The sequence below is a fragment of the Hyphomicrobiales bacterium genome, from assembly GCA_016710435.1.
GTDB lineage: Bacteria > Pseudomonadota > Alphaproteobacteria > Rhizobiales > Aestuariivirgaceae > Aestuariivirga.
In genome coordinates, this window is sequence record JADJVV010000001.1 from 3,221,933 (window position 1) to 3,235,022 (window position 13,090).

Genomic DNA, 13,090 nt, shown 5'->3' on the forward strand with positions numbered 1-13,090 from the left:
TTACTTCTTCCCCGGCTTCTCGCCGACAGCCGAATCCGGCCGCCAGCCCTTCGCCAGCTTCTTGGCTTGCTTGATCCATTCGTCGCGCTTGGCGCGGCCCTTGAAACCTTCCAGGCGTTCGTCCACCCAGGCCAGCTCCTTGGCCGACCACGAGGCGATCTGCTCGAAATGCCAGATGCCCATCTTGTTGAGCAGCTTTTCCAGTGCCGGGCCAACGCCCCAGATGATCTTGAGATCGTCCGCCTTGCCACGCGCCTTTGAGAGCAACTCGGGGCGGCCTTCGATGTCCTTGGCGGCGGACTTGATCACGCCCCTGGCGGGCTGCTCGTCCTTCGGAGCCCTGGTCGCCGCCTTCACCACTTTGTCGTTGGTGGTGCGAACGATGCCCGTTTCGGCCTGGGCCTTTTCCGTCGTCACCGTGCCAGGGGCGGCGGACTTGATCTCGCGCTGCACGGTTTCCTCGCGCTGCGCTTCCGTCACCTTGGCGGCAAGCGTCACGGGACGGATGTCTTCCTTGAGCGGCTTGGCCTCGGCAGGCGCCGGCATGGGAATCTTCGTCTGCGGTGCCGGAGCAGCAACGGGCGTCACGGAGGCAGGAGCAACCGCCGCAGGTGCAGGTGCAGCCGGAGCCGCAGGTGCAGCCGGAGCGGCGGCAGGCGGTGGCGCTGCCGGAGGCGGAGGCGGTGGAGCTTCCACGCGCTTGAACGTGCGTTGCCCCTTGTAGAGCGCCGTGTCGGTCAGCGCGATCGCACCACCTTCAGGCGCCGAATGCTGCCGGTCGATCTGCGTGCCCGATTTCACCTTCTTGCCTGCCGACAGGTCGTCGATCAGCTGCGCAAGAGAATCCGGCGTCAGGTCTTCGTAGGTGTCCTTGAACACCTGCACCATCGGTGCATTCACGCAGGAGCCGAGGCATTCCACCTCTTCCCACGACAGATTGCCGTCCGCCGTGACGTGATGCGGCTCGGAATGGATCTTGTTCTTGCAGACCTTGATGAGCTCTTCCGCACCGCGCAACTGGCAGGCAATCGTGCCGCACACCTGCACATGGGCGCGCCGTCCGACGGGAGAAAGCTGGAACATCGTGTAGAAGGTCGCCACCTCCAGCACGCGGATATAGGCCATGCCCAGCATGTCGGCCACGTATTCGATGGCCGCGCGCGTGGTCCAGCCTTCCTGCTCCTGTGCCCGCCACAACAACGGGATCACGGCGGAGGCCTGTTTGCCTGCGGGGTATTTGGAAATGGTCTGCTTCGCCCAGGCCAGATTGTCCGGCGAGAACGCAAAGCTGTCGGGTTGAATGGGATCGAGACGACGGACGCTCACCGGTCCACCTCACCAAAAACAATATCAAGGGAGCCAAGTACGGCGGAAATGTCGGCGAGCATGTGCCCCCGGCAAAGATGGTCCATGGCCTGCAAATGGGCAAAGCCCGGGGCGCGCAAACGGCAGCGGTACGGCTTGTTCGTGCCGTCGCTCACCAGATAGACGCCGAACTCGCCCTTGGGCGCTTCGACGGCGGCATAGACTTCGCCTGCCGGAACCTTGTAGCCTTCGGTGTAGAGCTTGAAGTGATGGATCAGCGCTTCCATCGAACGCTTCATCTCGCCACGCTTGGGTGGCACCACCTTGCCGTCCGTGGATGACACCGCGCCCTGCCCCTCGGCGGACGACAGCTTGTTCACGCACTGCTTCATGATCTTCACCGACTCGCGCATTTCCTGCACGCGGATCAGGTAACGGTCGAAGTTGTCGCCGTTCTTGCCAATGGGAATGTCGAAATCGAGTTCCGAATAGCACTCGTAGGGCTGCGACTTGCGCAGGTCCCAGGCGGCACCGCTGCCGCGCACCATCACGCCAGAGAAGCCCCAGGCGAAGGCTTCCTCCAGCGAGACAACGCCGATGTCGACGTTGCGCTGTTTGAAGATGCGGTTGCCTGTCAGCAGGCTTTCGATATCGTCCAGCACCTTGGGATGCGTGTCACAGAAATGGCCGATGTCGTCGATCAGCTTCTGCGGCAGGTCCTGGTGCACGCCGCCGGGGCGCACATAGGCCGCATGCATGCGGCTGCCGCTCGCGCGCTCATAGAACACCATCAGCTTTTCGCGCTCTTCAAAGCCCCACAACGGCGGCGTGAGGGCGCCGACGTCCATGGCCTGCGTGGTGACGTTGAGGAGATGTGACAGCAACCGGCCGATTTCGGAGTAAAGAACCCGGATCAACTGCCCCCGCTTGGGCACTGAAATACCAAGCAATTTCTCCGTCGCCAAGGCGAAGGCATGCTCCTGGTTCATCGGTGCGCAATAATCCAGCCGGTCGAAATACGGCACCGCCTGCAAATACGTCTTCTGCTCGATCAGCTTTTCCGTGCCGCGATGCAAGAGGCCGATATGCGGATCAACGCGGGTGACCACCTCGCCATCAAGGTCCAGCACCATGCGCAACACGCCGTGCGCCGCGGGATGCTGCGGGCCGAAGTTGATCGAGAAACTGCGGGTGGAAACTTCGCTCATCACTTCGCCTTTTCATCGCCCGGCAGCACATAGGTCGTGCCTTCCCAGGGCGAGAGATAGTCAAACTGCCGGAACTCCTGCACCAGCTTCACGGGCTCGTAGACAACGCGCTTCTGTTCGTCGTCGTAACGCACCTCGACATAGCCTGTGGTCGGGAAATCCTTTCGCAGCGGATGACCCTGAAACCCGTAGTCGGTGAGCATGCGGCGCAAATCCGGGTGGCCCGCGAACACAATGCCGTACATGTCGTAGGCCTCGCGCTCGAACCAGTTGGCACCCGGGAAAATCGAAACTGCCGACGGCACGTCGTCGGCCTCGCCTGCTTCCACCTTCACCCGTACGCGCAGGTTCTTGTAGGGGCTGAGCAGGTGATAGACGACGTCGAAGCGCTTCTCGCGCTCAGGATAATCCGCCGCCGTGATGTCGATGAAACTCACGAAGAGGCACTCCGCATCGTCGCGAAGGAAGGTCAGCACATCGAGAATGCGGCTCCGCTCGGCAATGAGCGTCAACTCGCCATAGGCGATGGTGCCGGAGACGAGGGCATCGCCCAACCGGGCCTTGGCATGATCTGAGAGGGCGGAGAGTTTTTCAGACATGTCAGCGCTCGATCGTTCCGGTGCGGCGGATCTTCTTCTGCAGCATCAGCACGCCGTAGAGCAGCGCCTCGGCCGTGGGCGGGCAGCCCGGAATGTAGATATCGACCGGCACGATGCGGTCGCAGCCGCGCACCACCGAATACGAATAGTGATAGTAGCCGCCACCATTGGCACAGGAACCCATGGAGATCACATAGCGCGGCTCCGGCATCTGGTCGTAGACCTTGCGCAGCGCCGGGGCCATCTTGTTGGTCAGCGTGCCGGCGACGATCATCACGTCCGACTGGCGGGGCGATGCGCGCGGCGCGAAGCCGAAGCGTTCCACGTCATAACGCGGCATGGAGGTGTGCATCATTTCAACCGCGCAGCAGGCGAGGCCGAAGGTCATCCACATCAGTGAACCCGTGCGGGCCCAGTTGATCAGGTCATCCGACGTCGTGACGAGGAACCCCTTGTCGGCGAGCTCCGCGTTGATCTCGGTAAAATACTCACGCTGCTCGGGTGTTGCGGTTTCGATCAATCCCATTCGAGCGCACCTTTCCGCCATTCATAGATGAAGCCGATGGTCAGCACGGCGAGGAAGATCATCATCGACCAGAAGCCGAACACGCCGATCTTGCCGAGGCTCACCGCCCACGGGAACAGGAAGGCCACTTCCAGGTCGAAGATGATGAAGAGGATGGAGACGAGATAGAAGCGCACGTCGAACTTCATGCGCGCATCGTCGAAGGCATTGAACCCGCATTCATAGGCCGAGAGTTTCTCGGGATCGGGCTTGCGATAGGCAATCAGCATGGGCGCGATCATCAGCGCCAGCGCGATGAATGTTGCGATTCCCATGAAGATCGCAATGGGCAGATAAGATTGCAGAAGTTCCGGCATGACCCCTCGGCACCGGGGGTCGTTGGACTCGCCCCCAATCTGCCGCGTTGGTAGCGCAGCGCACAGGTGCCTGCAAGGTTTTATGGCCGTTTTGTGCGCGGCAAAATGCAACTGTATCAGAACCCTGCGCCCGTCCTGCACGGTCCGGAAAAGCAAAAGGCTGCCCGAAGGCAGCCTCTTGATTGCAACCAGTAAATGGCGCGAGTGACGGGGCTCGAACCCGCGACCTTCGGCGTGACAGGCCGACGCTCTAACCAACTGAGCTACACCCGCTTGGGTGGGCGCCGAATAGAGGGGCATCCCCACCCTGTCAAGCGGGTTCCGAAAATTAGAACGATGAACCGTCCTTTTTGACGAACTTGTATTTTCCGCCGTCCGGCAGGGCCTTCATGTCGATGTCGCTGTAGTGGGCGATTTCACCCTCTTTCCGCGATCCCACCTCAAGATACAGCGCCCGTTTCGACGTGCGGTTCTGCAGGCAATGACCGTTGCCGTTTCCGGCCTTGAAGCCCGCGCACATGCCGGGCGTGAGCACGTGTTCGCCGGAATCATCCACCAGAACCAGTTCCCCTTCCAGCACGTAGACGAACTCGTCTTCCTGCTCGTGCCAGTGCCGTTGCGCCGACCATGAGCCAGGCTCGATCACCGCCAGGTTCACGCCAAACTGGTCCAGGCCGAACTGGTCCCCCAGCACATACTTGGCCCGTCCGATGCACGGCGCATTGTGCGGCGCCGGATAACGCGACCCCCGCCGCGGTTCCCCCGACATGGCGACGGCGGTGGATGGCGTTTTCGTCATGCAGGCTCCTTTTCCTTCGCCTCGATCTGGTTCACGGCATCCACAACCGCATCAAACGTCAGCAGCGTGGAGGCATGGCGCGCCTTGAAGTCGCGCACCGGCAGCAGCGCTTCGCAATCTGCCCAGCGCCCGGTGGGCGGAGGCCCCTCCTCTTTCAGCATCTTGTGCATGGTGTCGCGCAAGGCCTTGAGATCATCCGCACGCGATCCCACCACATGCCGCGCCATGATGGACGAAGACGCCTGCCCCAGCGCGCACGCCTTCACGTCATGGCCGAAATCGGTAACGACCCCGTCCTGCATCTTCAGGTCCACCGTCACCTTGGAACCACACAATTTGGAGTGTGCAACGGCGGTTGCGTCTGCGTCCGGCAGGCGCCGCAGCAGTGGAATATCAGCCGCCAATCCCAGAATCTTTTTGTTGTAAACGTCATTGATCATGCGCATATCACCCCACGCGGGCAGCCTGCCCTCATGGTCCTTAAACCGTCACCTTAGACCATGATATGGGAAGCGAGAATGCTTTCTGAAACAGGCCCCCCTGATCCACGGGCGGCGCGAAGCCGTAGTGTGGATATTCCGGAAACAATACACGCAAGGAATTCCCGCACCATGGACGTCAAGGTTCTCCAGAAGCCCATCGCCAAGCCCGTCACCCGCCCCACCCAGGAGGAGGCGGAAGCCGCTGTTCGCACGCTCCTTGCCTGGGCCGGCGACAATCCCAACCGTGAAGGCCTGCAGGATACGCCACGCCGCGTCGCCAAGGCCTATCGCGAGTATTTCTCGGGCTATGAGCAAGACCCGGCAGACATCCTCAACCGCGTCTTCGAGGACGTGGCCGGTTACGACGACATGGTCATGCTGCGCGGCATTCCCTTCACGTCCCACTGCGAACACCACATCGCGCCCTTCCACGGCCATGTGCATATCGCCTACCTGCCCAACGGTGGCGTCGTGGGTATTTCCAAGCTCGCCCGCGTGGTGGAAGTCTATGCCCGCCGCCTGCAGACGCAGGAAACCATGACGGCCCAGATCACCAAGGCCGTGCATGAACACCTCGCCGCCCGCGGTGTCGCCGTCATGATTGAGGCCGTGCACACCTGCATGTCGTCACGCGGCGTCGGCAAGCCTGATGTGACCACCGTCACCACGCAGTTCGCGGGCGAGTTCAAGTCAAACCCCGTCCTGCAAGCCCGCTTCATGCAGCAGGTAAAGGGCTGAGCCGATTGCCTTCTCCTGCCAATGGTGGGAGAAGGGTTCCATGTCCCACGCCCTCGACGAAACCACTGCTTTTACGCCCAAATTCGATGATCACGGCCTCATCGGCGCCATCGTGCAGGATGCCACGGATGGCACCGTGCTGATGTTCGCCCACATGAACGCTGACGCGCTGGACCTCACCCGCAAGACAGGTCTCATCCATTTCTGGAGCCGCTCGCGCAAGAAACTTTGGCTGAAGGGCGAAACCTCGGGCGAGACCTTCAAGGTGGTCAACCTGCGTATCGATTGCGACCAGGACTGCCTGCTCATCCGCGTCACCCCGCAGGGCAAAGGCAACGCCTGCCACACGGGCCGCCGCAGTTGTTTCTACCGCACCGTGGAAAAAGACGGGCAACTGGCATTCACGCCAGTCTGAGCCTCATCCCGCCGTCGCGATATAGGCCTTCATGTCCTCGGCCTCGCGTTCGATCGCTTCGATGCGGTTCTTCACCACGTCGCCGATCGAGACCATGCCTGAGAGCTTGCCCTCATGCACGACAGGAAGATGGCGGATGCGATGTTCCGTCATCAGCGCCATCAATTCTGATTCGCTGTCGTTCTCGCGCGCCGTGCGCACGTTGCGCGTCATGATGGCGGAGACTTCGAGGTCCAGCGCCTTGGCGCCGTCGCGGCCGATATGGCGCACCACGTCACGCTCGGACACAATTCCCTCGATCTTTCCGCCGGCTCCGGTGATCACGACGGCACCGATGCGCTTCTCGGAGAGCGTACGGGCGATATCGGAAACCTTGGCAGTCGCGGCGGCCGTGATCACGTCACGCCCCTTGGCCTTGAGAATGTGGGAGACAGTCATGCGTCACCTCCCTGCGCTGACAACAGCTTGAGGCTATCACATCTGCGCGGCTTGTGAAGCGTCCTTGCGCAGCAGCAGGTAAAACATCACGAGGCCTGCAACGAAGCCGCCGAGATGGGCTTCCCAGGCAACCACGCCCTCATCCAGCAATGCCGTTCCCGTTGTCGCTTCGCTGGCGCCAGTGACAAGTTGCAGGACAAAGAACAGCGCCGCGAAGATCAGCGCATTGCGGCTGTGCAACAGGGCCTGGAAAGTGAGCGGCGCCACTGGGGGGCCACCATTCGCCACCCGCGAAAATCCCGGCGCGTACATGATGGGCATTGCAGCCGCCATGACGCCGGAAACCGCCGCCGAGGCACCGACCATGATGATGAACTGACCCCAGTGCAGAGCCAGCATGGCGGTGGCACCAGCAATTGCGGCAACGGCCATCAGCACCAGGCTCCGCACATTGCCGAGAACCCGCACCACGGGCGTTGCAAACACCACCAGCCACACGGAGTTCGCCAGCACATGCATCCAGCTCCCATGGAGGAAGGCATAGGTGAGGAAGCTCCACACCTGCGCCCCTTGCGGCGTCGCCACGCCTTCGCCCGCCAGACGCTGCGGAATGAACGAGAAGGCATAGAGCGTCCAGATCTGAACGTCTTCGCCCTCCCAGGCGATGGCCGCGTAAATGGCGATGAGAAGCCCCGCCAGCACAAGCACCAGAATCGGCGCGTTGAACATGGGAGGAACCGGGGTTGCATCCGCCTGTGGATTGCGGGGAGTTTCGCGATTTTGGACTGTATCTGGCACGGTGGATGCAGCTTCTACACCAATTCGTGCAGGATTGGGACAAGGCTTTGTCTCTCCTGCATTAACGATTGCAGGAGCCGCCATGATGGGTATCGCCGAATTCACCGGAAACGACAGTTCCGGAAGCCAGATTCTTCATCCCGGCAGCCGCAAGCTCTTCTGCTACTGGGAAGCGCTGCGCGCCGAACGCCCCTGCCCCACCCGCGAGGAATTCTCGCTTTCGGACATCCGCATGTACATGCCGGACATGTTTGTTCTGGAACGGGATCACATCCGCAAGAGCTTCCGCTTCCGTCTCGCCGGTACCAATGTGTGTGAACTGTTCAAGGCCAACCTCACGGGCTGCGACGTGCTCGCCGGCTGGGACAGCTTCGAAGCCGACGTGATCAACAAGCACCTCATCCAGTCGATCAGCAACTACCAGCCCACCCTGTTCCGCACGCGCCTCTCCACCGATATCCGCCAGCAGGTCGCGGCAGAATTCATCGCCCTTCCGATCCGCATGCGCGGCTCGGAACGCGTCCAGCTGATCGGCGGGTATTTTTCCTTCCGCCCGCCCCACGGCATCTGCCACACCGCCATCACCGGGCGGGAACTGTTGGCCATCCGCTCCGTCTGGACCGAGTACCAGAACGTCATGGCCGGGCGTCCGGCCGCAGCCTCGCCGGATCGCCGCTTCAAGGTCATCGCCGGCGGCCTGTCGGCTTAGCTTTCGGTTAATCACGGCCCGCACACCACGCCACCCGTTAACCCGCCTTTTACCGTCACGTCCTTAACGTCCACAGACCCGCTGCTTCTGGCAACGGGTACGCCTGTGGGAAGAGTCGCGGACGGCAACAGGAGTTGAGGTAACTATCGTGAGTGCTCTGGCCATCGAAACGAACGTCGACCACATAACCAACAAGTCCGGCTCCAACATCATTTTCGGGCGCTTCATGCTGCCTGACATGACGGAACATGCCTGCCAGGTCCTTGATGTGACCGCCCATGGCGCTGTCTTCATCACGGCCACCGTGCCGGCGCCCAATTCCAGCATCGTGGCCTATCTCGAAGAGCTGGGCCGCGTCGAAGTCATTGCCGGTGAACAGGTCGCCGGCGGCTTCAAGGTCCGCTACGCCGCAACAGGCTCGCGCCTTGAGCGCCTGCAGCAGCGCATCGAATGGCTGAAGCAGAAGAACGACGGTGCCGTCGAGGCCCGCCGCCATCCACGCTTCGAGCCCAAGGACAAGCACTCCTCCATCACCCTGCCGGATGGCCGCGTCTACAATTGCGAAGTCATCGACATCTCGATTTCCGGTGCTGCCATCAAGACCGATGTGCTGCCCTCGATCGGCACCTATGTCATGCTGGGCAAGATGAAGGGCCGCGTCGTCCGCTATCTCGATACGGGCGTGGCCATCGAATTCATCAAGCAGCTCGACCGCAACGACATCGCCAGTTCGGTCGCCTGAGCCCTTAGAGCTCCTGCACGTCAATCACGCCCTGCACGGCCTTCAACGCCCCGCGCACCTGTGGCGTGACCACGAATTTGTTGCCGAGCGAGATATTGATCTCACGGCCCGTGTCGCCAATGAGCGTAATGCGGACCGGCGCCTTGCCGCCGGGCTGCAAACGCTTGGCGATGGACTCCACGGGCTTCTCATCGCGGATGAAGATCTGGATGCCGGACACGGCTGAAGCCGCCGCCTTTTCCAGGTTTTCCACACTTTGCAGCCGGAGCTTGATCTCCTCGCCATCCACGTCCGCTTCGATGCGGGCAATGACGGAGGTGCCGGGTTCAAGCAGGTCACGCGCCGCCTGCAGCGTATCGGAGAAGCAGATTGCCTCGAACTGTCCCGTGGGATCGGAGAAGCCGATGAAGGCAAAGCGGTTTCCCGCCTTGGAGCGGCGCTCCTGCTTGTGGGTGATCGTGCCCGCGAGCTTGGCCGCGGACGTACCGCGAGTCTGCACCTTCTCCACGAAGCTCGCGTAGCTTTCCACGCCCATGCGGTTCAGTACCTTGGCATATTCGTCCAGAGGATGCCCCGACAGATAGAAGCCGACCGCTTCGAATTCCTGTGCCAGCCGCTCCATGGGCAGCCAGCCGTCGCGCGCGGGCAGGATCAGTTCTTCCGCGCCCTTCGCGGCACCGCCGCCAAAGAGATCATTCTGCCCCGCCGCCTGTTCCGTGGCCGAGCGGTTGGAGAGCGAGATGATGCCGTCGATGGCGTTGAAAACCTGCGCCCGGTGCGGGTTGATGCAATCTAGCGCCCCCGCCTTCACAAGGCTTTCCAGCGCCCGCTTGTTCAGCACTTTCGAATCCAGCCGCTTGGCAAAATCGCTGAGCGAGCGGAACGGCCCACCCTCGCGCCGCACCGCCACAAGCTGCTCGATGGCGCCCGCGCCCACGTTCTTCAATGCCGACAGGGAATAGAGGATATCCCGTCCCCTGACCGCGAAATCCACGCCGCTGTCGTTGACCGACGGCGACATCACGCGGATGCCGTTGCGGATCGCCTCCTCGCGGAAGATCATCAGCTTGTCGGTGTTGCCCATGTCGAGCGTCATCGATGCCGCGATGAACTCGACTGGATGGTTCGCTTTCAAGTAGGCCGTCTGATAGCTGATGTAGGCGTAAGGCGCGGAGTGCGACTTGTTGAAGCCGTATTCGGCGAACTTCGCGCAGGCATCGAACACCGCGTTCGCCAGCTCCTCGGAATGCCCGCGCTCCGTTGCACCCTGGATGAAGACGGCGCGTTGCGCGTCCATCTCCGACTTGATCTTCTTGCCCATGGCGCGGCGCAGGAGGTCGGCCTGCGCCAGGCTGTAGCCCGCCATGTCGCGCGCCGTCTGCTGCACCTGTTCCTGGTAGGTGATGATGCCGAAGGTCTCCTTCAGGATCGGCTCCAGCACGGGGTGCATGTATTCCACCGGTTCCTTGCCCAGTTTGCGCGCGCAATAGGTGGGGATGTTCGCCATGGGGCCCGGCCGGTAGAGCGCCACCAGCGCGATCAGGTCTTCGAAGCGGTCCGCACGCATGGCCCGCACGGCGTCGCGCATGCCCGCACTTTCCAGCTGGAACACGCCCACCGTCTCGCCCTGCGCCAGCATGTCGAAGGTCGCCTTGTCGTCGAGCGGGATTTTGCCCACGTCGAAATCCGGCAGCCGGTGGCGGATGAGCTTCTGTGCCTTGTCGATGACCGTCAGTGTCTTGAGGCCGAGGAAGTCGAACTTCACCAGTCCGGCCTTCTCGACATACTTCATGTTGAACTGCGTCGCCGGCAACCCCGAACGCGGATCGCGGTAGAGCGCCACAAGCTGTTCCAGCGGCCTGTCGCCGATCACCACACCGGCGGCATGGGTGGAGGCGTTGCGGTAGAGCCCTTCCAGCTTCAGCGCGATGCCGAAGAGCTGCGCCACCAGCGGGTCCTTGTCGCGCTCCTCCTGAAGCCGCGGCTCGCTCTCGATCGCCTTGCCCAGCGGGATGGGATTGGCCGGGTTGTTCGGAATCATCTTGGACAGGCGGTCCACCTGGCCATACGGCATCTGCAACACGCGTCCCACGTCGCGCGTCACCATGCGCGCCTGCAATTTGCCGAAGGTGATGATCTGCGCCACGTTTTCCGTGCCGTAACGCTTCTGCACGTAGGTGATCACTTCGTCGCGGCGGTCCTGGCAGAAGTCCACGTCGAAGTCGGGCATGGACACGCGGTCCGGGTTGAGGAAGCGCTCGAACAGAAGGTTGAAGCGCAGCGGATCAAGGTCGGTGATGGTGAGGCAATAGGCGACGAGCGAACCTGCACCCGAGCCGCGGCCCGGTCCCACCGGAATCGATTGTGCCTTTGCCCACTTGATGAAATCGGCCACGATCAGGAAGTAACCGGCGTATTGCATCTTGATGATGACGCCGAGTTCGAATTCCAGCCGCTGCTGGTAGTCCGTCCGCGTCATGCCGGGCGCAAGGCCGCCCGTCTCCAGCCGCACCTCAAGCCCTGCAAAGGCCTGCCGGCGCAATTCCTCGGGCTCGTCACCATCCCCGAAGCGCGGCAGGATGGGCTTGCGACCCTTCACGCGGTAGGCACAGCGCTGGGCCACCTCCACGGTATTCTCGACCGCCTCCGGAATGTCGGCAAACAGCGCCGCCATTTCGTCCTGCGATTTGAAGTAATGCTCGGGCGTCAGGCGGCGGCGGTCTTCCGTCGCAATCACTTCGCCCTCGGAAATGCAGATCAGCGCATCATGCGCCGCGAAGTCATCAGGCGTGGCGAAGTAAGGCTGGTTCGTCGCCACCAGCGGAATACCCTCCGCATATGCGATCTCGATCAGCCCCGTCTCCGCGGCGCGCTCCTCAGGCAGGCTGTGGCGCTGCAGTTCGATGTAGAAGCGGTCGCCGAACAGCCCCTTGAGCCGCGCCGCGATGTCTTCCGCGTGGTGCATCTGCCCTTGCACCAGTTCCTGGTTCAGCGGACCCTGTGGCCCGCCCGACAGGCAGATCAGGCCGTCCGCTGATTGTTCCAGCAGCGCCCACGTCACATGCGGCTCATCCGTCGCCGCCACATCGAGGTAGTAGCGGCTGGCGAGGCGCATCAGGTTGGTATAGCCCGCCTCGTCCTTCACCAGCAGCACGATGGAGGGATGGCTCTTGAGGCCCGCCCGGTTCGGCTCTGCTCCGCCGAAATCAACCTTCAGCGTGATGCCGATGATGGGCTGCACGCCCTTCTCGGCCAATGCCTCGGAGAATTCCAGCGCCCCGAACAGGTTGCCCGTGTCGGCAATGGCCAGCGCCGGCATGTGGTTCCGCACCGCCAGCGCCGCCATCTGCTTGATCGGCAACGCGCCTTCCGAAAGCGAATAGGCCGAATGGGCACGAAGATGGATGAAGCGGGGCGCGGGCATGGCGTGGAATTGAGTCCGGGTTCAACAGGCCGCCAGTCTAGCACAGCGCGGAAAGGGCCACCTCCCCCTCACCCCGCTATCAACGGGTTTTCATCACCCGGCATGGCACGCCCAGCGACCCCAGGCGGCTGCAGATGCCGTCGGCGGCACCCCGGCTATCGGCCCCCACCATCACCAGCGCCATGGCCCGGCTGCCGCGTGACAGGTTGCGTTTGCGGATCACCATGGGTTCCGTGGCCGAAAGCACCTGCGGTGCCCGCACCTTCAGGCGGCTGTACATGGCCAGAGCCTGTCCCTGGTTGAAATGCTGGGCCAGCAGCACGCCCCAGGGCCGCCGCTTGGCAAGGCGAACGCCGCTGCCATTGGGTGTCTTGAGGCGCAGCGCCAGCTTCACGCAGTCATCCACCACGTCCTTGCCCTCGCCCACGGCGGGAATGGCATGGGCGGCGGAAGCCTCCTTCCAGGCGTCCACGTCCTTGCCGGTGATGAAGGCCACATAATCCTGTGTCTCCAGCGGCATGCCCCCGGTGCCCGCCTTCCAGCGCCGCACC

The 13,090-nt window shown here is 62.5% G+C and carries 15 protein-coding genes and 1 tRNA gene; 4 read left to right on the forward strand and 12 right to left on the reverse strand.

The window, feature by feature from the left end:
* From nuoE to IPM06_15725, 8 genes are all read right to left on the reverse strand, one after another.
* Window positions 1-1,326 (reverse strand): NADH-quinone oxidoreductase subunit NuoE, encoded by a 1,326-nt coding sequence (nuoE, locus tag IPM06_15690; protein ID MBK8771863.1) that lies wholly within the window; start codon window positions 1,324-1,326, stop codon window positions 1-3.
* The gene (locus tag IPM06_15695) at window positions 1,323-2,513 is read right to left on the reverse strand and encodes an NADH-quinone oxidoreductase subunit D (GenBank protein MBK8771864.1); all 1,191 of its coding nucleotides are present in this window, start codon (window positions 2,511-2,513) and stop codon (window positions 1,323-1,325) included. Before IPM06_15695 ends, nuoE begins: the two co-directional genes overlap by 4 nt.
* Window positions 2,513-3,112, reverse strand: a complete 600-nt coding sequence (locus tag IPM06_15700; GenBank protein ID MBK8771865.1) for an NADH-quinone oxidoreductase subunit C — start codon at window positions 3,110-3,112, stop codon at window positions 2,513-2,515. The genes IPM06_15695 and IPM06_15700 overlap by 1 nt, the downstream gene beginning before the upstream one ends.
* A gap of 1 nt (window position 3,113) precedes the next feature.
* Window positions 3,114-3,638: an NADH-quinone oxidoreductase subunit B gene (locus IPM06_15705; GenBank protein ID MBK8771866.1), complete on the reverse strand. Its 525-nt coding sequence runs from the start codon at window positions 3,636-3,638 to the stop codon at window positions 3,114-3,116.
* Complete coding sequence (locus IPM06_15710; protein ID MBK8771867.1) at window positions 3,629-3,952, reverse strand: NADH-quinone oxidoreductase subunit A; 324 nt, start codon at window positions 3,950-3,952, stop codon at window positions 3,629-3,631. The genes IPM06_15705 and IPM06_15710 overlap by 10 nt, the downstream gene beginning before the upstream one ends.
* A 238-nt stretch (window positions 3,953-4,190) precedes the next feature.
* Window positions 4,191-4,267: transfer RNA gene (locus tag IPM06_15715), tRNA-Asp, on the reverse strand.
* A gap of 55 nt (window positions 4,268-4,322) precedes the next feature.
* Entirely contained in the window at window positions 4,323-4,793 is a 471-nt protein-coding gene (locus tag IPM06_15720) for a cupin domain-containing protein (protein ID MBK8771868.1), read from the reverse strand.
* Window positions 4,790-5,233 (reverse strand): iron-sulfur cluster assembly scaffold protein, encoded by a 444-nt coding sequence (locus tag IPM06_15725; protein ID MBK8771869.1) that lies wholly within the window; start codon window positions 5,231-5,233, stop codon window positions 4,790-4,792. The genes IPM06_15720 and IPM06_15725 overlap by 4 nt, the downstream gene beginning before the upstream one ends.
* 171 nt (window positions 5,234-5,404) lie before the next feature.
* Here IPM06_15725 and folE point away from each other — a divergent pair, with 171 nt between their 5' ends.
* Together folE and hisI are read left to right on the forward strand one after the other, a co-directional pair.
* Window positions 5,405-6,013, forward strand: coding sequence for a GTP cyclohydrolase I FolE (gene folE, locus IPM06_15730; protein MBK8771870.1), 609 nt, complete (start codon window positions 5,405-5,407; stop codon window positions 6,011-6,013).
* A gap of 40 nt (window positions 6,014-6,053) precedes the next feature.
* Window positions 6,054-6,428, forward strand: coding sequence for a phosphoribosyl-AMP cyclohydrolase (gene hisI, locus IPM06_15735; GenBank protein MBK8771871.1), 375 nt, complete (start codon window positions 6,054-6,056; stop codon window positions 6,426-6,428).
* Between the two features lie 3 nt (window positions 6,429-6,431).
* On the opposite strand, the gene IPM06_15740 is transcribed toward hisI, so the two are convergent.
* Together IPM06_15740 and IPM06_15745 are read right to left on the reverse strand one after the other, a co-directional pair.
* Window positions 6,432-6,866 carry a CBS domain-containing protein gene (locus tag IPM06_15740; protein ID MBK8771872.1) on the reverse strand — a complete coding sequence of 145 codons (435 nt, stop codon included), beginning with the start codon at window positions 6,864-6,866 and terminating at the stop codon, window positions 6,432-6,434.
* Between the two features lie 36 nt (window positions 6,867-6,902).
* Window positions 6,903-7,595 (reverse strand): rhomboid family intramembrane serine protease, encoded by a 693-nt coding sequence (locus IPM06_15745; GenBank protein ID MBK8771873.1) that lies wholly within the window; start codon window positions 7,593-7,595, stop codon window positions 6,903-6,905.
* 151 nt (window positions 7,596-7,746) lie between these two features.
* Here IPM06_15745 and IPM06_15750 point away from each other — a divergent pair, with 151 nt between their 5' ends.
* Together IPM06_15750 and IPM06_15755 are read left to right on the forward strand one after the other, a co-directional pair.
* Entirely contained in the window at window positions 7,747-8,373 is a 627-nt protein-coding gene (locus IPM06_15750) for a PAS domain-containing protein (GenBank protein ID MBK8771874.1), read from the forward strand.
* Between the two features lie 148 nt (window positions 8,374-8,521).
* A complete protein-coding gene (locus IPM06_15755; protein ID MBK8771875.1) occupies window positions 8,522-9,115 on the forward strand; it encodes a PilZ domain-containing protein in 594 nt (197 codons plus the stop codon).
* A 4-nt stretch (window positions 9,116-9,119) separates the two neighbouring features.
* Here IPM06_15755 and dnaE read toward each other — a convergent pair whose 3' ends face one another.
* Both dnaE and IPM06_15765 read right to left on the reverse strand, forming a co-directional pair.
* Window positions 9,120-12,539 (reverse strand): DNA polymerase III subunit alpha, encoded by a 3,420-nt coding sequence (gene dnaE, locus IPM06_15760; GenBank protein MBK8771876.1) that lies wholly within the window; start codon window positions 12,537-12,539, stop codon window positions 9,120-9,122.
* Between the two features lie 79 nt (window positions 12,540-12,618).
* Complete coding sequence (locus IPM06_15765; protein ID MBK8771877.1) at window positions 12,619-13,059, reverse strand: hypothetical protein; 441 nt, start codon at window positions 13,057-13,059, stop codon at window positions 12,619-12,621.
* Window positions 13,060-13,090 lie beyond the last annotated feature (31 nt).